The organism is Rhizobium cauense, from assembly GCF_019511525.1.
Taxonomy (GTDB): Bacteria; Pseudomonadota; Alphaproteobacteria; order Rhizobiales; family Rhizobiaceae; genus Rhizobium; species Rhizobium cauense.
Genome location: NZ_JAEUAT010000002.1, coordinates 247,734 through 268,453 on the forward strand (window position 1 = coordinate 247,734; position 20,720 = coordinate 268,453).

The window sequence follows — 20,720 nt, forward strand, 5'->3', positions numbered from 1 at the left end:
GCAAGGCTTTCATGTCGGCGCGTTGACGCTTGCGTGAAGCTTTGGTGACGTCTTGTGGTTGTCCGCCTTGACGAGGGCTATCACACCGAGGCTCTGGCCCCGGCCCTTGACGGCGTGGCTTCCGAGATCCTGGGCAGATACCGTTTCCGGCATCTTGATCCGCTGGGCGAGATCGGAGGAGATCAGGACGGAGCGGTTCAACGTCTTGCAGAGTGATTCAAGCCGCGACGTCGTGTTCACCGTGTCACCGAAATAGGTGATCTTGTGGTGATCGACGCCGATTTCGGCCGTGATAACAGTGCCGCCGTGCAGGGCTGCGCGCAGGCGAGGGACCTGACCGTAAGTCTTCAGCCAGCTTTCGGCGTCGGCCTCTATCTCACTGATGATATCGAAGATGCAGTTCACGCAGCGTGCGAACTTTATTCCGCGCTCCAGTGGCCAGCTGATGATTGCGGCGTCGCCGACATAGTCGTCGATGGTACCCTTGTACTTCCTGACCGGCTCGGCGAAGGCGGCAAACAGAGAACTGAGCATCTGCTGCGCCCGAAGGTCGCCGTGCTTTTCGGCAAAGGCGGTTGAATCCACCAGGTCGATGAAGAGAAAGACGCGCTCCTCGCTGATCGGCTTCCGGTAGCGACTGAAAAGCATATTCATGAAGATGTCGCGCCCCAGCAGTTCGCGTATCCGAAGCACGAAGATGATGAGCGCACATACAGCGAGTGCATACAGAAACGCTTCGAACGGCAGGACGACTGCATCCACCCATGACGCCGGATGAAAGACGCCAAGCCACCACATCGACAGACCGGCAACCGCAAATCCGACGCTCATCAGGATCTCGTAGACGAAGATCTCCGCAAGGAAGAACGTCAGCGTCGGGAGTGCCTGCATTCGGCGATAGAGCGAACGCAGGATCACCTTGCGCTCGAATGCGATGATCGGCATCCCGATGGCAAGTGCGAAGGTTGCGCCGACAAAGGGATGGCCTCCGTAGAAGCGCATATCGTACAGGACGCCGCTCGCCGCGATCACGAGCGCGATGAGTAGCCAGTTCTGGACCGGAGATATTTCCCGCATTTAGTCCTTTTCGCCCTGATATCTAGCCCGATATGCCTTGGCATATAGGAAAGGTCGGGCGTTTTCGTAAGGCGCGCTGCACCTGATTCCGCAGTCGAATCGACCACGAAGCACTATGCTCTCAAAAACGTCGGGCTTATGGCAGCTAGAGAGCTACCGTCTCGACCTTCTTGCCGACGAAGCGCAGGGCAACTTGGCCCTGGATGAGTTGCAGTGCAGGCTCGCCGAACAGCTCGCGGCGCCAGCCGTGAAGCGCTGCGACTTCGGCCTTCTCGCCCTCCGCGGCAATCCGATCGAGATCCTCGCTGTTGGCGATGACCTTCGGTGCAACGCCGTGCTTTTCCGAGATCAGCTTTAGCAGCACCTTCAGCAGTTCCGCCGCCGCGGCGGCGCCCTCAGGTGGCTGCGTCTGCCGTGGAGCATGCGGCATGTCAGCCTTCGGCAAGGCAAGCGCGGCGTTGACGGCCTCGACGACGGCGCTGCCTGCCGCCGACCGTTCCCAACCCTTGGGGATCGTACGCAGCCGGCCGAGCGCTTCGGCGTCCTTCGGTTGTTGCTGGGCGACCTCGTAGATCGCGTCGTCCTTCAGCACACGCGAGCGCGGCACGTTGCGGGAGCGCGCCTCGCGTTCGCGCCAGGCCGCCACAAATTTCAAAATCGCAAGCTCCTGCGGCTTGCGCAGGCGCATTTTCAGACGTTGCCACGCATCATCAGGATGCATGTCGTAGGTCTCGCGGGCTTCGAGGATATCCATCTCCTCCCGGAGCCAGGAGGAGCGCCCCTCGCGTTCGAGCTCGGCCTTGAGATAGAGGTAAACGTCGCGCAAGTGCGTCACGTCGGCCAGCGCGTAGTCCAGCTGCTTTTCGGAAAGCGGCCGCCGGCTCCAGTCGGTGAAGCGCGAAGACTTGTCGATCTGTACGCCCTTCGTGCGGCTGACGAGCTGGTCGTAGGAGACGGAATCGCCGAAGCCGCAAACCATCGCGGCAACCTGGGTGTCGAAGATCGGGTGCGGAATGAGACCGCCCCTGTTGTAGATGATTTCGATGTCCTGGCGCGCTGCATGAAAGACCTTCAGGACATCAGGATTTGCCATCAGCTCGAAGAACGGCTTGAGGTCGAGCCCCTTCGCCAGAGGATCAACCAGCGCTTCCGTCGTCGGACTTGCCATCTGGATCAAGCAGAGTTCCGGCCAAAACGTCGTCTCTCGGAGAAACTCGGTGTCGATGGTAATGAATTCTGACTTGGCCAGCTCTTTGCAGGCCGCCTCCAAATCGGCGGTTGTTTCGATCATCTCAATTCATTCGCAGGATAGACATAGTTGAACCTTCCTTCTCCTTTCGGCCGGATATGTCAACTAGAACCCGCAAAGACCGATCAAACAACTCTAACATAACTGGTCATACCGGTCTTTTGATGCTCGATGATGTGGCAATGCAGCAACCAGTCGCCCGGATTGTCGGCAACGAAGGCGAGCTGCACCTTTTCGTCGGGCTGGACGAGATAGGTATCGCTTACAAGGGGCAGGGCCTCTCGCGTCGACGACGAAAGCACGGTGAAGCTCATGCCGTGCAGGTGGATGGGATGCGTGTGCGGCGTCACGTTCTCAAGCTGCAGGATGTAGCTCTTGCCGAGCTTCAATTCGGCCAGCGGCGCAGTCGGGTCGGGCGTGTCGCCCGGCCACGGGACCTTGTTGATAGCCCAGAAGCTGTAGCCAAGGGTGCCGCAGATGCTATCAGCGGGTGCGCTTTCGGCCGTGGCGCTTAATATGAGCGGGATCTTCTGGGCGGAAGAGAGATCGGCTTTGGCGACCGGGTTTTCGCCGAGCTCTGCAAGATCGCCGACATTGCGCTTCAACGACGCTCCGACAGCCCTGAGCTTGGCGATTGTCTTGGGTGTGGTGCCCCTGATGTCCTCGAGCGTCGCAATCGCGCCCTCGCTATCGGGCATGCGCACGGCGAGATCGAGACGCTGGCCGGGACCGATCAAAAGCAGGTCGAGCGGAAAGCGCTTTGGTACGGGATTGCCGTCGATCGCAATGACCGTCGCCTCCGCCCCTTCCATCTTCAGCGAGAAGATGCGGGTGACGTCGGTTACCGCAATCCTCAGCCGGATCAGGCCACCAGCTGGCGCATCATATTGCGGCTCCTGATGCCAGTTGGCCGTCCGGACTGTTCCGTAGGTGCCGGTCTTGGCCGCATCGCGCGGTCGGAACGGCGCAATGAACTGACCGTCGCCACCGAGGCGCCAGTCACGCAGATTGAGCACGACTTCGGCGTCGAAGGTCGGATCGGCCGGATCCTCGACCACCAGAACCCCCGTCATTCCGTGCCCCATCTGCGTCAAGGTATTGCAATGTGGGTGATACCAGAAGGTGCCGGCATCCGGCGGCGTGAAGGCATAGTCGAAGCTGTCGCCGGTATAGACGTAGGGCTGCGTCATGAACGGCACGCCGTCCATCTTGTTGGCGATTCTCAAACCATGCCAGTGGATCGTCGTCGGCTCGTCGAGCGTATTCGTCAGCCTCGCTGCATATGGCTTGCCCTTGGTCATCCGGAGCACCGGCGGCATGCCGCCGTCGCCCCAGGTCATGATGTCTTTCGTTACACCTGAATCGGCGATGCTGGCCGTCGTCCTCGCCGCTTTCAGCACTTCCGGCTCCGGCGCCGCTTCCGCCAGTCCGAACTTGCCGGCAACGCCAATCCCGACGCCATAAGCCCCTGCGACGGCGGAGGCTTTCAGCAGATTGCGGCGAGTGAGAACGGGCATTGTGAAACTCCGCGGGGACAATGTCGTTCCTCTTTAAAGTTGACCGCAAGCTTCAGCAATATGGCGCAGGCCTGCCAAACTGCCGCACGGCTTTCTCGATGAGACGGTTGCATGCGTGCTATAAAGCCGTCGCAACGCGCGTGCGCTATGCGCCAAGTCTTGACAAATCAGGCGGTCCATGCGCTTTTCCGCCCGATTTTCTTGTCGGTGCCGGAGAGCCTTTGGAGCCCCTGCTGCCGTCTTCAAGCCAGATACCGGGAATTCAGATGACGCATCGTTACCGCAGCCACACATGTGCAGCCCTCCGCAAGACGGATGTTGGCTCGACCGTCCGGATTTCCGGTTGGGTCCACCGCGTTCGTGACCATGGCGGCGTTCTCTTCATCGACCTTCGCGATCACTACGGCATCACCCAGGTCGTTGCCGATCCGGATTCGCCGGCGTTCAAGCAGGCCGAACTGGTCCGCGGCGAGTGGGTCATCCGCATCGACGGCCTTGTCAAGGCGCGTACGGAAGACACCGTCAACAAGAACATGGCGACCGGCGAGATCGAACTCTACGCGCAGGAGATCGAAGTCCTCTCCGCCGCCAAGGAGTTGCCGCTGCCCGTCTTCGGCGAGCCGGATTATCCTGAGGATGTTCGCCTCAAGTACCGCTTCCTCGATCTGCGCCGCGAAACGCTGCACAAGAACATCGTAAAGCGCACGCAGGTCATCTCGGCCATGCGCCGCGAAATGGGCGGTGCCGGCTTCACCGAATACACGACCCCGATCCTGACGGCCTCCTCGCCGGAAGGCGCGCGCGACTTCCTCGTACCGTCGCGTATTCATCCCGGCACCTTCTACGCCCTGCCGCAGGCGCCGCAGCAGTACAAGCAGCTGCTGATGGTTGCCGGTTTCGATCGCTACTTCCAGATCGCGCCGTGCTTCCGCGACGAAGACCCGCGCGCTGACCGCCTGCCGGGCGAATTTTACCAGCTCGACCTCGAAATGAGCTTCGTCGAGCAGGAAGACATCTGGAACACCATGGGTCCGATGATGACCTCGATCTTCGAGGAATTCGCCGAAGGCAAGCCGGTCACCAAGGAATGGCCGCGTATTCCTTATGACGAAGCGATCCGCAAGTACGGCTCCGACAAGCCGGACCTTCGCAACCCGATCGTCATGGAAGCCGTCACCGATCACTTCGCCGGCTCCGGCTTCAAGGTCTTCGCAGGCATGATCGCCTCAAACCCGAAGGTCGAGATCTGGGCGATCCCGGCCAAGACCGGCGGCTCCAGAGCATTCTGCGACCGCATGAACGCCTGGGCGCAGAGCCAGGGCCAGCCCGGCCTCGGCTACATCTTCTGGAAGGAAGAAGACGGCAAGATCGGCGGCTCCGGCCCGCTCGCCAAGAACATCGGTGAAGAGCGCACAGAAGCGATCCGCACGCAGCTCGGCCTCGATGCAGGCGATGCCTGCTTCTTCGTCGCCGGGGAGCCGTCCAAGTTCTACAAGTTCGCAGGCGAGGCCCGTAACCGCGCTGCCGACGAACTGAACCTGATCGACCGGGATCGCTTCGAGCTGTGCTGGATCGTCGACTTCCCGTTCTTCGAGTGGCTGGAAGACGAAAAGAAGATCGACTTTGCTCACAACCCGTTCTCGATGCCGCAGGGCGGCCTCGATGCGCTGCAGAATCAGGATCCGCTGACGATCAAGGCCTACCAGTACGATGCTGTCTGCAACGGCTTTGAAATCGCTTCCGGCTCTATCCGTAACCAGCTTCCGGAGGTCATGGTCAAGGCGTTTGAACTGACCGGCAAGTCGGCACAGGAAGTCGAGGAGCAGTTTGGCGGCCTTTACCGCGCCTTCCAGTACGGCGCGCCTCCGCACGGTGGTGCTGCCTTCGGTATCGACCGTATCGTCATGCTGCTCGTCGGCGCCAAGAACCTGCGCGAAATCTCGCTGTTCCCGATGAACCAGCAGGCACAGGACCTTCTGATGGGCGCACCGACGCCGGCAACGCCGACCCAGCTGCGCGAACTGGCGATCCGCCCGATCCCCCCGGTCAAGAAAGACTGATCCTGGCCAATCAAAACAAAAAGCCCGGCTTGAGCCGGGCTTTTTTCATGTTGCACGAGAAAAAAGCGGCCTCTATAGGTTGAGGGATTCGCCCCGGACCCGGTGAAACTCCGGGTGGCTCTTCTGGCCGCCGATCCGCCAGACAACGCACAACATCCTCCAATATGTTGAACCGGTTTCTCATCCGGTGCGCTGAACTATACGAAAATCCAACATGAACAAGATTTCCGCTTACAAGCGCGAATGGTTCTCGAACATTCGTGGCGACATACTGTCCGGCATCGTCGTTGCCCTCGCACTGATCCCCGAAGCCATCGGCTTCTCCGTCATCGCCGGCGTCGATCCGAAAGTCGGCCTCTTTGCCTCCGTGGCGATTGCTTGCGTTTCGGCCATTCTCGGTGGCCGTCCGGGGATGATCTCGGCGGCAACGGCTGCCACCGCTGTCCTCATGGGCTCACTGGTGCGTGAGCATGGGCTGCAATATCTCTTTGCGGCGACGATCCTCATGGGCGTCCTCCAGCTTGTTGCCGGCCTGTTGAAGCTTGGACGGCTCATGCGGTTCGTCTCCCGGTCGGTCATGACGGGTTTCGTGAACTCTCTGGCGATCCTGATCTTCGTCGCACAGTTGCCAGAACTGATCGGCATGCCGCAAACGACCTATGTCATGATCGCGGCAGCGCTGGCGATCATCTATCTCTTCCCCTACGCAACCAAGGTGATCCCATCGCCCCTCGTGGCGATTGCCGTCTTGACGGCTGCCACCATCGTTCTGGGGCTCGATGTTCGTACCGTCAGCGATCTTGGCGAGATGCCGACAAGTCTGCCGGTATTCACGATTCCGCAGGTGCCGTTCACGTTCGAAACGCTGCGCATCATCTTTCCCTATTCGATCGGCCTCGCTGCCGTGGGGCTCCTCGAGTCGCTCCTGACTGCTCAGATCGTCGACGACATGACAGACACGCAAAGCAACAAGAACAGGGAGTGCTATGGGCAGGGCGCCAGCAATATTGCCTCGGCCCTGATCGGCGGCATGGGCGGTTGTGCGATGATCGGCCAGTCGGTCATCAACGTCAGTTCCGGCGGTCGTGGTCGGTTGTCGACGTTCATCGCCGGATCGTTCCTGCTGCTTCTGCTGCTTGTCCTAGACGATATCCTGCGTGTCGTGCCGATGGCGGCTCTGGTTGCCATCATGATCATGGTTTCGATTGGCACGTTCTCCTGGCGCTCGATCCTTGAGATCAGGCGTAATCCACCGTCATCGTCACCGGTCATGCTGGCAACGGTGGTCACGGTCGTTGCGACGCACGATTTGTCGAAGGGGGTGCTGGTGGGGGTGCTTCTCTCCGGTGTTTTCTTTGCGGGGAAGGTTGCAAAGCTCTTCCATGTGCGCTCGCGGATAAGCGAAGACGGCGAAGCCCGGACATACATTGTCGATGGTCAGCTGTTCTTCGCATCGGCAGAAAGCTTCGCGGCAGCCTTCGATTTCGACGAGCCGGTTCGATCCGTAACGATCGATGTCAGCGCGGCGCACTTCTGGGACATCACTGCCGTCGGAGCACTTGATAAGATCGTCCTGAGATACCGTCGGCGTGGCGTAGCTGTGGACGTTCGAGGTTTGAACGAGGCAAGCGCCAATATGCTCGACCGCTTTGCAACACACGACAAGGATGCTCTGGGTTCCGCTGCCGCGCACTGAACGCAAAAAGCCCGGCATTGAGCCGGGCTTTCTTCCCTTGAGGCCTTGAGGCCTTACTGGTTGGCGGTAACCTTCACGCCGAGAACCTGCGGCAGCGTGTTCGGTGCGCCCATCGCCGCGCCCATGATCATTGGGAACGGAACGGGCTTTGCCGGCGCGGCGGCCAGTGTCAGGTTCTTCGGGTCGTCGAGGAACGTGTTGACTGCTGCGGACACGGCGTTCTGCAGTTCGGGAATGTTGAGTTGCGCCAGCATGATCGGCGTCATCGCCTTCAGCGAATCCGCCATCTGCTGTCCGGACATGTTTTGCTGGCTGCCGGCGTAGTCCAGCGCGCGCTTGGTGATGGAAGCATCGTCAAAGCGGATCTGCGCGCTTTCGAACGACAGCTGCTGCATCAGTCCGAGCATCGAGAGCCCGAGGGCCTGCTGTGCCTCTTCCTTGTTGGCGTTGGCTTCAGCCTGCTTGGCGGCTTCCTGCAGCGACTTGACGAAGGGCAACGTGTAGCCGGAGATCTTGAAGCCGAGGTTCAGCTTGCCGATATTGCTGAAGTCGAAGGCGAATTCCGACACGTCAATCGTGCCGGGCGTCAGGTCCCAGGAGCCCTTCATCGTGATATCGCCCTGGATGTGCTGGAGGGCGAGCTTGTCGATCGCTTCCTTGCTCTGGGCATCTGTCGTCTTGCTGAGGTCGGCCTTCAGCCCCTTGAAGACACCATCGAAATCGAAACCGGACTCGTCTTCGCGAAGCGTCAGGTTCATGTCGCTTTCGGCAATCGAGAACAGCTCGGCGCCGTCCTGGACAACCCTTACAGGGCCGCTGTGCGCGTTCTCGTAGAGCAGCATGGAATCGAGCCCTTCGCCCTTGGGGTCTGCGGGGATCGAAATACCGCTGAGCTTCAGATCGGTGGCCGTGAAGGTGGAGCCGTCACTGCTCGCGCTGACATTCGGGAAGGACGCTTCCTCGACATAGTATCCGCCGTCTTCGTCTTCTTCGACGCCGGTCATGGTGATATCGCCGATGGAAACAGCTTCGCCGCTGTTCGCCTTGAAGCTTGCCTTCTTCAGCGTCACGGTCGTGCCGTCGACATCGACGCCGTCGGCAACGATCGTACCGCCCTGCTGGCTGTACGCCGCATTGATCTTCTTCAGCAGATCCTGACCGTCGAGCGCGAATGCCGAGCCGGCGAGGGAAAGAAAGGCCGCTCCCGAAAGCATCAGCCGTGTCGTCCGATAAAAAGTCATCTGGGGTCCCCTGGTGGCGTGCTGAACGGCGAGCGAGAATTCGTCGCCGGTCTACTGTGGTTCGATGGCGGTTTATATTTGCGGATTTCTAAATTTGTGTTGAAGGGAAAACGAAACAACGACCAAATTCAGGCAAAGTGTCTTCGACCGTTCTTTTCGTGCATTCCCAAGACTTCGTCCACAGCCGGAATGCCCGGAATCCTTGCTCAACGGGGTCTTCTCGGCTAGTCAGGACGTATGGGACAAGAGATTTTGCCGCCCTCTGGCGGAGACGACGATAGTATCCTTCCGGTTGATCTGAAGGCGGCGCTCGAAGAGCGATACCTTGCCTATGCGCTGTCGACCATCATGCACCGTGCGCTCCCCGATGTGCGCGACGGTCTGAAGCCGGTGCATCGCCGTATCATTCACGCCATGAGCGAGATGGGCATCCGGCCCAATTCCGCGTTCAAGAAATGTGCCCGTATCGTCGGCGACGTCATCGGTAAGTTCCATCCGCATGGCGACCAATCTGTCTACGATGCGCTGGTGCGCCTGGCGCAGGATTTCTCGCAGCGTTACCCCGTCGTCGACGGGCAGGGCAATTTCGGCAACATCGATGGCGACAGCGCTGCTGCCTACCGATATACCGAAGCCCGCATGACCGATGTGGCAGGTCTCCTGCTCGACGGCATCGAGCAGGATGCTGTCGATTTCCGTCCGACCTACAACGAAGAAGACGAAGAGCCTGTCGTCCTGCCGGGCGCTTTCCCGAACCTGCTCGCGAACGGTTCCTCCGGCATCGCGGTCGGCATGGCGACGTCCATTCCGTCGCACAACGTCCATGAACTTTGCGACGCCGCACTTCATCTCATCAAGCATCCCGACGCGACCGTCGAAAAGCTGGTGGAGTTCATTCCCGGTCCGGACTTCCCGACCGGCGGCATCATCATCGATGGTCGCGAAAGCATCATCGAGGCCTACAAGACTGGCCGTGGCGGCTTCCGTACGCGCGCCAAGTGGGAGACCGAGGATCTCGGACGGGGCGGTTACCAGATCGTCGTCACCGAAATTCCCTTTCAGGTGCAGAAGTCTCGCCTGATTGAAAAGATCGCAGAGCTCCTGCTGGCGCGCAAACTGCCGCTGCTCGAGGATATCCGCGACGAGTCTGCCGAAGACGTCCGCGTCGTGCTGGTTCCGAAGAACCGCACGGTCGATCCGACGATCCTCATGGAATCCATGTTCAAGCTTACGGAGCTGGAAAGCCGGTTCCCGCTGAACATGAACGTTCTCTCGATGGGCCGCATCCCGCGGGTGATGGCACTCAACGAGGTGTTGAAGGAGTGGCTCGACCACCGCCGCGAAGTGCTGCAGCGGCGTTCGCGCTTCCGCTTGGCCGCAATCGACCGGCGCCTCGAAATTCTCGGCGGCTTGCTGATCGCCTACCTCAACATCGATGAGGTCATTCGTATCATCCGCGAAGAGGACGAGCCGAAGCCCGTGATGATCGCGCGCTGGTCACTGACCGACAACCAGGTCGAAGCGATCCTGAACATGCGCCTGCGGTCGTTGCGCAAGCTCGAGGAGTTCGAGATCCGCACCGAGTTCGACGAACTCATGAAGGAGAAGGGCGAGATCGAAGCCCTTCTGGCATCGGAAGAAAAGCAGTGGCAGACCGTCGCCTGGGAAATCGGCGAGGTGAAGAAGAAGTTCGCGAAGGCGACAGATCTCGGCCGCCGTCGCACCCAGTTTGCCGATGCGCCCGAGGCCGACGAGCAGGCGATCCAGCAGGCGATGATCGAGAAGGAACCGATCACCGTCGTCGTATCAGAGAAGGGATGGATCCGCGCGCTGAAGGGGCACATTTCCGACACCGCATCCCTGACCTTCAAGGAAGGCGATGCGCTGAAGGTTGCCTTCCCGGCGCAGACGACCGACAAGATCCTGATCATCACGACAGGCGGCAAGGCCTTCACGCTCGGCGGCGATAAACTGCCCGGCGGTCGTGGTCACGGTGAGCCGCTGCGCATCATGATCGATATGGACAACGATCAGGACGTCTTGACCGCCTTCGTGCATGATCCTGCCCGCAAGCAGATGATCGTCTCGACTGCCGGCAACGGCTTCGTTGTTGCTGAGGCCGACATGGTGGCCAATACCCGCAAGGGCAAGCAGATCATGAACGTCTCCATGCCAGACGAAACGAAACTGATCGTTCCCGTCAGTGGGGATCATGTCGCCGTTGTCGGCGAGAACCGCAAGCTACTCGTCTTCCCGCTGGCGCAGGTGCCCGAAATGGGGCGCGGCAAGGGCGTTCGCCTGCAGCGCTACAAGGACGGCGGCATTTCGGACGTCCGGTGCTTCGCGATTGCGGACGGGCTCGTATGGGAAGATAGCGCTGGACGCACCTTCACGAAGCGCAAGGACGAACTCGCCGAGTGGCTCGCTGACCGTGCGACCGCCGGCCGGACTGTCCCCAAGGGTTTCCCGCGCAGTGGCAAGTTCGCCGGTTAAGGCGAAATAATTCCGCGCCTCGCTCTTGGCGAGCGAGGTAGCCCCTCTAATTTGTCCAGTAATCACAACATGGACAGACATCATTCCGCAGGCGGACGGAATGGTCGTGTATGGTCGCCCCTAACCAGGCACCATGTCCGATCATGGAGGAATGTTGATGAGTGCTTGCAATACCATCACCTTGAACGTTGCGCATACATTCCATGCATTGCCCTGCGCCGTTTATGACGCATGGCTGAACCCTCAGATTGCAAAACGCTTTTTGTTCGCGAGTGACGAAGGCCGGGTTATCCGTGCCGACATCGATCCGAAGGTTGGCGGTCATTTTCTCGTTATCGACCGGCGTCCCACAGGCGATGCGGTGCATTACGGCGTATTTCTGGAGTTGCGCCGACCGCGTCGAATGGTCTTCTGCTTCTCTTCCGCTGAGCATGACCACAACGCGGACAGAATCCAGATCGACATCGAACCGCTGGCCGAAGGCACGCGGCTGACGCTCTCGCACGAGATGTGCGCTGAATGGAGCCACCTTGAAGAGCAGACGCGACAGGGCTGGGCTCATGTGATGAGCGGGCTGGAACGCGAGCTTGAGGCGATGCAAGTCGTCAATGTGCCAGAGATTGTCTCGCAGCCTTCGCTCGAACCATCCAAAGCGAGTGCGCCATAATCGCGCAAACGAGGACTGTGCCGCCGATGAGTGTCATCGTCGGCGGAGCCTCCGCGAAGATCAGCCATACCCAGATCGGAGCCAGGATGGTTTCGAGCAGATAGAACATGCCGACCTCGGGTGCTGAGAGATACCGTGGTCCGGTGGCCAAGCACCAAAAGGCGATTGGCATCAGAACTGCCCCGTTGAGGATGATCCACGCAGGATGTTCGATGGCGAGGCCGCTCGGCAAGGCATTCGCGAAGCCGAGCGCGGCGGGCAGGGCGGCGGCCAGCAGAGGCACGAAACCCATGTCCCGTCGCGACGCCCTGCCGAGCGTAATGGCCGACGCGAGGATAAGGGCACTGAGAAGCGCCATCGCGTCGCCGAATAGATGACCGCCCGCCAAGCCGTCGTGGACGATCAGGCCAACTCCCACCACCATGACAGCCATTGTGACGAGCGTGGATGCGGCGGGGCGCTCCTTCAGGAACAGCCACGACAAGAGCGCTCCGAACATCGGATTGAAAGCGACGATGAAGACGACGTTGGCAGTCGCCGTGTTGAAGACGGCGAGCAGGAAGGTCAGCGTGGAGCAGCCGTAGAGCAGCCCGGCTGCGACCCCGTGCCGGCCAGGAACGAGAACCGGCCAAGCCCCCTTGATGTATCTGATCAGACAAATCGCGAGCAGAGTGACAGCAACCGTCGTGATGCTACGGATACCGAGGATCGACCACATGTCTCCGTGGGCGAGGCGCACGAGCGGAATGTCCATCGAAAGAGCCAGACCGCCGACTGCTGTCAGCAGCAGACCCTTCCGATGATCGGAAAGGGCAGGAAGGTGCATTTAGTAGCGTGTGCTTTCAGGCGTCGTGGAGGGATCAAAACGTTCCCAGCCGCGTGAAGTGAGATGCTCCTGCGGCTGGAAGCGCGTCTTGTAGTCCATTTTCCGCGATCCTTGAACCCAGTAACCGAGGTAGACGTGCGGGAGACCCAAGGCCTTTGTGCGCCTGACGTGGTCGAGAATCATGAACGTGCCGAGCGAGCGGCGGTCCAAGTCAGGGTTGAAGTAGGAATAGACCATCGACAGGCCGTCGCTCATCCTGTCCGTAAGGGCTGCCGCCACGAGCTCGCCTTTCGGGCGCTCTTCGAGGCCGGATCCCTCTTCGCGAACCCGATACTCGATGATCTTGGTGTTTACATGCGTATCCTCGACCATGATGGCATAGTCGAGCACGGTCATGTCGGACATTCCGCCTTGCTGGTGCCGAAAGTCGAGATAATGCCGGAACAGCGAATACTGCTCGCTGGAAGGCTGAGCCGGGAACTCCGTGGCGATAATATCCGCATTCGTCGCCAGCACCCGCTTCATGGACTTCGTGGGCTGAAACTCCTGGGCGAGGATCCGCACGGAGATGCAGGCGCGGCAGGCCTCGCAGGCGGGGCGGTAAGCAATGTTCTGCGACCGGCGAAAGCCGCCTTGCGTCAGGATGTCGTTCATCTCCGCAGCGCGCGGGCCAACAAGATGAGTGAAAACCTTGCGTTCCATCTCATGGGCCAGATAGGGACAGGCAGCCGGGGCCGTCAGGTAAAACTGCGGGGATGGCGTTGTCTGCGTATTCATCTGGTGCCGAGAATTCCTTCGGTTCGCTGCGTATGTAGTAGGATGACTTAAGAATAAAAAACGTCAACAGCGGGGCCGTTTGAGGAACCACTGTCGAGCGTCATACTTTGGGATATGGTGTCGGGACGCTCCCGGCAAAGGCCGGGAGCGGCGTTTATTTTAGCTTATTGTAAAGCTGGTTAGGCAGTGCGTACGGTGACCGTACCTACCAGAAAGTCGTGGATCAGGCGGCTGCGCTCGGTGAAAAGGCCGACCAGCAGAATCAGCGGGGTCAGAATTGAGTTCAGGATCCAGAAAAGCGCCAGGTGCACGATCGCCAACAGAAAATCCATCCGTTGTCCGTCGACGCGCATGATCGCGATCCCCATCGCCCGCATGCCGAGGGAGGCCTGACTGGAGCCGCCGACGGTAAAACCGAAATAGAGGCCGGCAACGATCACGAACAACGCTGGATAGAGAAAGAATCCCAACCCAAGCGTCACGATAGACAGAAAGAAGAGCAAGACCGCTGCCGGAATGCAGAGCAGCAGGATGATCACGTAATCCAGGATGAACGCGAAGACACGACGGCTCAGCGTGCCGCTATAGGCGCGCCAGTCGTCCGGTGCGGCATAGAGCGGGTTGGGGGTGAGCGTCATTTTAGCGGTCTCCTTTCGAGAAGCGATGCCGCTGATATGGTATCGCCTTCATCAAATGCAATCAGCGTTTGGCGAGAATCCGCGCTACTTCGACTGCGAAATAGGTGAGAACGCCATCGCAGCCCGCACGCTTGAACGATAGCAGCGTTTCGAGCATGGCCCGTTCGCCGTCGATCCAGCCATTCATCGCTGCAGCCTTGATCTGCGTGTATTCGCCCGAAACCTGGTAGGCGAAGGTCGGCAGACCGAAGGCCTCCTTCATGCGCCAGCAGATGTCCAGATAGGGTAGACCGGGCTTGACCATCAGCATGTCGGCGCCTTCCTCCACATCGAGCGCGGCGTCGCGGATCGCTTCCGTGCCGTTCGCAGGGTCGATGTAGTATGTTTTCTTATCGCCCTTGAGCAGGCCGCCTGTCGATATCGCCTCACGGTAGGGGCCATAGAATGCCGAGGCGAACTTGGTGGCGTAGCTCATGATGCCAACGTTCTGATGCCCTGCAGCATCCAGCGCGCGGCGGATGGCGCCGATACGGCCGTCCATCATCTCGGAGGGCGAAATGATGTCCGATCCCGCATCTGCCTGCATTACGGCTGCGCGGGCGACCTGTTCGACGGTCTCGTCGTTGACGATCTCGCCCTGTCTCAAAATCCCGTCGTGGCCGTGGCTGGTGAAGGGATCGAGCGCAACATCGGTGATCACGCCGATATTTGGTACCGCCTTCTTGATCGCGATCGTCGCCTGATTGATGAGGTTGTTGGCCTCGAGGCTGTTCGAACCGGTTTCGTCACGCAGTTCCATTTCGATGTTCGGGAAGGTCGCAATTGCCGGGATGCCGAGGTCGACCGCTTCCTTGGTGGCTTCGACAAGCCGGTCCACGCTCATGCGGTTGACGCCTGGCATCGCCGGGATCGGTTCCACGATGCCGGTGCCGGGAACGACAAAAACCGGCCATATGAGATCGTCGACGGTCAGGCGATTTTCCTGAACGAGACGTCGCGTCCAGTCGGCCTTGCGGTTGCGGCGCATGCGCCGATGGCCGGTGATTTCGTCGACGAGGTGGGTCTTGTCCTGCATGGTCGTTCCAGTTTTCTGCCATTCCGGTTTGTCGAAGCGCTCATTATCATGGCATGGCCCAAATCCAAACCGGACGATTGGCCGCAATCGAAGAGACGCTGGCGAAGTCGCAACAGCAACCCTATTGTTTGAGACATGGACGCTGATTCTCCGACGATACCGAAACGGACGCTGACCAGCGTTCTCTTCATTCTGTTCCTGCGGCTTGTCGCCATTTCCTGCTTCTGGTTCGGACTGCAGTATTGGGCGATGCTGGTCGGTTATTCGCTGGTCGGCGCAGGCCGCTTCGATCTGCTCAGCCTCCCCTGGAAAGTCGCCAGCACCTGCCTTGCTGTCCTCTTCCCGGTTGCGTCCCTCGGCCTGTGGCTTGCTGTCTCCTGGGGCCCCGTTATCTGGGTCCTCGCAGCAGGCGGGCAAATCATCATGTATGGCTTCATGCCGGAGGTCTTCGGGCCGAACCGATTGATCGTTCTGCTGCATGTCGCGGTCGTCATGGCCTACCTCGGATTCCGTGCCGTGCTCTGGTACGAAGCGCGCAAGAGGCGCCAGCAGGTAAGCGTTGATTTACCCTGATACAACGCGAGGTTTTCGGTAAGGCCCTGTTAAGCCTGCGGTTTAAGTAGAATTTTATTTGTATTCGATAGGGTCTGTCTCAAGGCGGGAAGAAAACCAACACCGCCAAACAAAACAGTGAGGCAGTCATCATGAACACGAAAATCAAGCCGCAGGCGGTATCGAACTTCCGTGACCAGCAGGAGCAGGGCATCCGTGATCTTTACATGGAATCCCTTCATCTAGTTGAACGTCTTCACCGCCGTCTCCTCGACGTCATCAAGGACGAGTTCGACCGTCAGGGTCGCAGCGACGTCAACGCCGTCCAGGCCCTTCTTCTCTTCAACATCGGCAACTCCGAGCTGACCGCCGGCGAACTTCGCTCTCGCGGCTACTATCTCGGCTCCAACGTTTCCTACAACGTCAAGAAGCTGGTCGACCTCGGCTTCATCAACCATCAGCGCTCGCGCATCGATCGTCGCTCGGTCCGCATCAGCCTGACGGAAAGCGGCCAGGACATCGCCGAAACCGTCGCCAAGCTCTATGAGCGCCACGTCGGCTCGATCGACAAGGTCGGCGGCATCGGCACCGACGAGTTCACGCAGATGAACAAGCTGCTGACACGTCTGGACCGCTTCTGGAACGACCAGATCCTGTACCGCCTGTAATCTCTAAAGCCAACTTCCCTGCTGGCTTATCGGACCTCCAAGGCACGAAAGGGCGCAACGGTATTCCGTGGCGCCCTTTTCGCTGTTTTCTGCGCTTCGCGAGGGGGCTACTTATTCTGTCGCCGAGTTGATAATGACTTCGATACGGATGTCCGGGTTTTTGCGGAAGCAGGAGTTTGTGCGTTATGACGTCAGCTGTATTGGCTGCAAGCGGTGGGGTGAAGCAGGTTATCTGCATCAGTTGGGGAACCAAATACGGCGCCCCCTTCATCAATCGCCTGTACGCCATGGTGAAGCGCAACATAACGCCGCCCTTCACCTTCACCTGCTTTACCGATAACCGCGCCGACCTGAATCCCGAAATTCTCTGCGAAGACCTGCCGCCGCTGGATGTCGAGAACATGCCTGTCAGGACGAAGGGCATCTGGCCCAAGGGGCGGCTTTGGGGGCCGACACTTGGAAATTTGAGCGGCCCAGTTCTTTTCCTGGACCTCGATCTCGTCATCGTAGGCTCCCTCGATTCCTTCTTCGAGGTTGGCGGGCCTGATGATGTGGTCCTCTCGCGCAACCAGACGACGCCTTTCGAGCGCCTCGGGCAGACCTCGCTTTTTCGGTTTCCCGTCGGCAAGTTGGTTCCACTGCAGGAGAAGTTCCGCGCTGATCCGCAAGGCGTGGCCGACAAGTACGAATTCGAGCAGCGGTTCGTGACCCGGAATGCACCTGGGGGCGCGAAATTTTTCCCACGCCGATGGGTGTTGCATTTCAAGCAAGACTGTTGCTGGCCCCTCCCGCTGAATTATTTCCTTGCACCGCGCCTGCCCGCTGATGCGCGGGTCATCCTTTTCCCTCGCAACTTTCATCCGCAGTTTGCGGTGGAGGGGAGGTTCGGGTTGAAGGGCAGAGCGGCGGCGCCGTTCGATCACATCCTTCACATGTTCGATTCGGAATGGAGAAGGAACAAGTCGCTGTTTCGTTACCTACGTCATTACATCCGCCCTACGCCATGGGTGGCCGACCACTGGCGCGAGTGAACGTCTCCTCCTTCTCGATTTCGTGACATCTTTGCAACGCATGGCAGTCAAGCGTAATCGTCTGTATTCAAGCCGTTTTTTAGCCGCTATTACCCGCCAAACCCTGTGTATTGGTATGGTTTCTTCGGCATCGCGCGCCACTGATGGTTGAGCGTGGTGGAAGGCGACACGAATTGGCCATATTAGCATGTCAGCGAAAATACACGGCAAATGGCGCTTCCCCAATGAGGTCCGACAACCTCGCGCTGCCTGCTCGCAATCATGTGATCGCCGGCAGCAAAATTGTGCGATGCGCCATAGCAACGGGTTGATAGAGATCTGCGTTCTCGCAGGGATAGCGTAAAGGTCGCCGATCTCTCAAGCAGCGGCAATTTAGTGGTTGGGATGAATGTCAAAGAAAACAGGAACTGAAGCTTTCTCTCGTCGGACGTTTCTGACGTCGGCGGCAATGGTTGGTGCTGGCGCTCTTGCTGCTCCCGCGCTTGCGCAATCGGCAATCGATTCGCTCATCAATGCTCCGCGGCGCGGCGATTGGGACGATCAGTTCGATGCAAAAGCAGCATCCCGCACGGCAACGGCTGTCGTTTCGAACACGCCGATTCTCGGACCGCAGTCGGTGCCCAGCATCCAGCAGGCGATTTGGCAATATCAGCAGATCGCTTCGGCCGGCGGCTGGCCGCAGGTTAATCCCAGCCAGCAGCGCCTGCAGATCGGCGTGACGGATCCAGCCGTCGAGAGCCTTCGCCAGCGTCTCGCCATCACCGGCGACCTCCCGCGTGAAGCCGGCATGTCCTCTGCGTTCGACTCCTACGTCGATGGAGCGGTGAAGCGCTTTCAGGCACGCCACGGCCTTCCGGCCGACGGCGTCATCGGTGAATTCACCTTGAAGGCGATGAACATTCCAGCCGATGTGCGCCTGCAGCAGCTGAACACCAATCTCATCCGTCTGCAGACTTTCCCAGAGGATCTGGGTCGCCGTCACGTCATGGTCAATATTCCAGCGGCCTACGTCGAGGCGGTGGAAGATGGCAGCGTTGCCACGCGTCACGCTGCCGTTGTCGGCCGCATCAGCCGTCCGACGCATCTCGTGAACTCGAAGATCTACGAAGTCATTCTCAATCCTTACTGGACCGCACCGCGCTCGATCGTCGAGAAGGACATCGTGCCACTGATGCGCAAGGACCCCACCTACCTCGAAAAGAATGCCATTCGTCTGATCGACGGCAGGGGCAACGAGGTCGCGCCGGAAACGGTCGACTGGAATGCCGAGAAGGCGCCGAACTTCATGTTCCGGCAGGATCCTGGCAAGATCAACGCCATGGCGTCCACGAAGATCAACTTCCATAACAAGAACGGCGAGTACATGCACGACACGCCGCAGCAGGGCCTGTTCAACAAGCTCATGCGCTTCGAGTCATCGGGCTGTGTCCGTGTGCAGAACGTGCGCGACCTTACGACCTGGCTGCTGCGCGATACGCCCGGCTGGCCGCGTCAGCAGATGGAGCAGGTGATCGCAAGCCGCGTGAACACGCCGATCACGCTCGGCGTGGAGGTGCCTGTGTACTTCGTCTACATCTCCGCATGGGGCATGCCTGACGGTGTCGTGCAGTTCCGCGACGACATCTACCAGCTCGACGGCAATGCCGAACTCGCGCTCGATACGACGTCAGGCACCGAGCAGCCGGTTCAATAGTCGCTCGCGTCTTGTTTTGCCTTTTTGAAACCGCGCCTTCCCGGCGCGGTTTTTTGTTGCGCGTAGATTGCCTAGCAAATGTCGTTCTTCGTATTGCCCTTGACAGGGCGGGGCGCTAATACCTTCGCGCATTCCAGTTGAGGAGCCCGCCCATGACAAATGCTTCCACCCAGACCTTCTTCAATCGCTCGCTTGCCGATACCGATCCGGAAATCTTCGGTTCGATCCAAAAGGAACTCGGCCGCCAGCGTCATGAGATCGAGCTGATCGCTTCGGAAAACATCGTTTCCCGCGCGGTTCTGGAAGCCCAGGGCTCCATCATGACCAACAAGTACGCCGAAGGCTATCCGGGCAAGCGCTACTACGGTGGCTGCCAGTTCGTCGATATCGCCGAAGAACTCGCGATCGAACGCGCCAAGAAGCTGTTCGGCGTCAACTTCGCCAACGTTCAGCCGAACTCCGGTTCGCAGATGAACCAGGCCGTCTTCCTCGCGCTGCTGCAGCCGGGCGACACCTTCATGGGCCTCGACCTCAACTCCGGTGGTCACCTGACCCACGGTTCGCCGGTCAACATGTCCGGCAAGTGGTTCAACGTCGTTTCCTACGGCGTGCGCGAAGGCGATAACCTCCTCGACATGGACGACGTCGCCGAGAAGGCACGCACCCACAAGCCGAAGCTCATCATTGCTGGCGGCACCGCTTACTCTCGTATCTGGGACTGGAAGCGCTTCCGCGAGATCGCCGATGAAGTCGGCGCCTACCTGATGGTCGACATGGCCCACATTGCCGGCCTCGTTGCTGGTGGCCAGCATCCGTCGCCGTTCCCGCACTGCCATGTTGCGACGACCACGACCCACAAGTCGCTGCGCGGCCCGCGCGGTGGTGTCATCCTGACGAACGACGAAGATCTGGCGAAGAAGTTCAACTCGGCCGTCTTCCCGGGTCTGCAGGGCGGCCCGCTCATGCACATCATCGCCGCCAAGGCCGTTGCCTTCGGTGAAGCGCTGCAGCCCGAGTTCAAGGACTACGCAGCCCAGATCGTCAAGAACGCCAAGGCGCTTGCCGAAACCCTGGTCGCAGGCGGCCTCGATGTCGTCTCCGGCGGCACTGACAACCACCTGATGCTTGTCGACCTTCGCAAGAAGAACGCGACCGGCAAGCGGGCTGAAGCAGCGCTCGGCCGAGCCTATATCACCTGCAACAAGAACGGCATACCGTTCGATCCTGAGAAGCCTTTCGTTACGTCAGGCGTCCGCCTCGGCGCGCCTGCCGGCACCACGCGCGGCTTCAAGGAAGCCGAATTCAAGGAAATCGGCAACCTCATCGTCGAGGTTCTCGATGGCCTGAAGGCCGCCAACTCAGACGAAGGCAATGCCAGCGTCGAAGCAGCCGTACGCGACAAAGTGGTCAACCTCACCGGCCGCTTCCCAATGTACGACTACATCGGCTAAGGATAGCGC

At 59.7% G+C, this 20,720-nt stretch carries 17 protein-coding genes and 1 other annotated feature; of the genes, 9 read left to right on the forward strand and 8 right to left on the reverse strand.

Features of this window, described 5'->3' with window-relative positions:
* Positions 1-9: 9 nt before the first annotated feature.
* From JNB88_RS04350 to JNB88_RS04360, 3 genes are all read right to left on the reverse strand, one after another.
* Positions 10-1,077, reverse strand: a complete 1,068-nt coding sequence (locus JNB88_RS04350; RefSeq protein WP_037134662.1) for an adenylate/guanylate cyclase domain-containing protein — start codon at positions 1,075-1,077, stop codon at positions 10-12.
* Between the two features lie 145 nt (positions 1,078-1,222).
* Positions 1,223-2,368, reverse strand: a complete 1,146-nt coding sequence (gene rnd, locus JNB88_RS04355) for a ribonuclease D (protein WP_037134664.1) — start codon at positions 2,366-2,368, stop codon at positions 1,223-1,225.
* Positions 2,369-2,451: 83 nt separating this feature from the next.
* A complete protein-coding gene (locus JNB88_RS04360; protein ID WP_220354445.1) occupies positions 2,452-3,843 on the reverse strand; it encodes a multicopper oxidase family protein in 1,392 nt (463 codons plus the stop codon).
* A 266-nt stretch (positions 3,844-4,109) separates the two neighbouring features.
* Between JNB88_RS04360 and aspS the strand changes: the two genes are divergently transcribed.
* Together aspS and JNB88_RS04370 are read left to right on the forward strand one after the other, a co-directional pair.
* Positions 4,110-5,903: an aspartate--tRNA ligase gene (aspS, locus tag JNB88_RS04365; protein ID WP_220354446.1), complete on the forward strand. Its 1,794-nt coding sequence runs from the start codon at positions 4,110-4,112 to the stop codon at positions 5,901-5,903.
* Between the two features lie 92 nt (positions 5,904-5,995).
* Positions 5,996-6,051 (forward strand) — a sequence feature (sul1 is cis-regulatory element that is thought to sense ions involved in sulfur or methionine metabolism; They are found in Alphaproteobacteria).
* A gap of 66 nt (positions 6,052-6,117) precedes the next feature.
* Positions 6,118-7,599, forward strand: coding sequence for a SulP family inorganic anion transporter (locus JNB88_RS04370; RefSeq protein ID WP_220354447.1), 1,482 nt, complete (start codon positions 6,118-6,120; stop codon positions 7,597-7,599).
* 53 nt (positions 7,600-7,652) lie between these two features.
* On the opposite strand, the gene JNB88_RS04375 is transcribed toward JNB88_RS04370, so the two are convergent.
* Entirely contained in the window at positions 7,653-8,840 is a 1,188-nt protein-coding gene (locus JNB88_RS04375; RefSeq protein ID WP_220354448.1) for a YdgA family protein, read from the reverse strand.
* 237 nt (positions 8,841-9,077) lie between these two features.
* On the opposite strand from JNB88_RS04375, the gene parC reads away from it, so the two are divergent.
* A complete protein-coding gene (gene parC / locus JNB88_RS04380; RefSeq protein WP_220354449.1) occupies positions 9,078-11,333 on the forward strand; it encodes a DNA topoisomerase IV subunit A in 2,256 nt (751 codons plus the stop codon).
* 157 nt (positions 11,334-11,490) lie between these two features.
* A complete protein-coding gene (locus tag JNB88_RS04385; protein ID WP_223217075.1) occupies positions 11,491-12,000 on the forward strand; it encodes an SRPBCC family protein in 510 nt (169 codons plus the stop codon).
* Here the strand turns inward: JNB88_RS04385 and JNB88_RS04390 are convergent.
* The 4 genes from JNB88_RS04390 to hemB all read right to left on the reverse strand — a co-directional run bounded on the left by JNB88_RS04390 (position 11,939) and on the right by hemB (position 15,316).
* Positions 11,939-12,826, reverse strand: coding sequence for a DMT family transporter (locus JNB88_RS04390; RefSeq protein WP_220354451.1), 888 nt, complete (start codon positions 12,824-12,826; stop codon positions 11,939-11,941). The genes JNB88_RS04385 and JNB88_RS04390 overlap by 62 nt on opposite strands.
* Positions 12,827-13,603 carry an arginyltransferase gene (locus JNB88_RS04395; protein WP_037134680.1) on the reverse strand — a complete coding sequence of 259 codons (777 nt, stop codon included), beginning with the start codon at positions 13,601-13,603 and terminating at the stop codon, positions 12,827-12,829.
* Positions 13,604-13,782: 179 nt separating this feature from the next.
* The gene (locus JNB88_RS04400; protein WP_220354452.1) at positions 13,783-14,241 is read right to left on the reverse strand and encodes an RDD family protein; all 459 of its coding nucleotides are present in this window, start codon (positions 14,239-14,241) and stop codon (positions 13,783-13,785) included.
* Between the two features lie 61 nt (positions 14,242-14,302).
* Complete coding sequence (hemB, locus tag JNB88_RS04405) at positions 14,303-15,316, reverse strand: porphobilinogen synthase (protein WP_220354453.1); 1,014 nt, start codon at positions 15,314-15,316, stop codon at positions 14,303-14,305.
* 135 nt (positions 15,317-15,451) lie between these two features.
* On the opposite strand from hemB, the gene JNB88_RS04410 reads away from it, so the two are divergent.
* The 5 genes from JNB88_RS04410 to glyA all read left to right on the forward strand — a co-directional run bounded on the left by JNB88_RS04410 (position 15,452) and on the right by glyA (position 20,711).
* Positions 15,452-15,889 (forward strand): DUF6163 family protein, encoded by a 438-nt coding sequence (locus JNB88_RS04410; protein WP_037134691.1) that lies wholly within the window; start codon positions 15,452-15,454, stop codon positions 15,887-15,889.
* Between the two features lie 131 nt (positions 15,890-16,020).
* Complete coding sequence (gene ldtR / locus JNB88_RS04415) at positions 16,021-16,536, forward strand: transcriptional regulator LdtR (protein ID WP_037134694.1); 516 nt, start codon at positions 16,021-16,023, stop codon at positions 16,534-16,536.
* 185 nt (positions 16,537-16,721) lie between these two features.
* Positions 16,722-17,567: a glycosyl transferase gene (locus tag JNB88_RS04420; RefSeq protein ID WP_220354454.1), complete on the forward strand. Its 846-nt coding sequence runs from the start codon at positions 16,722-16,724 to the stop codon at positions 17,565-17,567.
* A gap of 388 nt (positions 17,568-17,955) precedes the next feature.
* Positions 17,956-19,260: a L,D-transpeptidase family protein gene (locus JNB88_RS04425; protein ID WP_220354455.1), complete on the forward strand. Its 1,305-nt coding sequence runs from the start codon at positions 17,956-17,958 to the stop codon at positions 19,258-19,260.
* A gap of 152 nt (positions 19,261-19,412) precedes the next feature.
* Positions 19,413-20,711 (forward strand): serine hydroxymethyltransferase, encoded by a 1,299-nt coding sequence (gene glyA, locus JNB88_RS04430; RefSeq protein WP_037134701.1) that lies wholly within the window; start codon positions 19,413-19,415, stop codon positions 20,709-20,711.
* Positions 20,712-20,720: the final 9 nt, after the last annotated feature.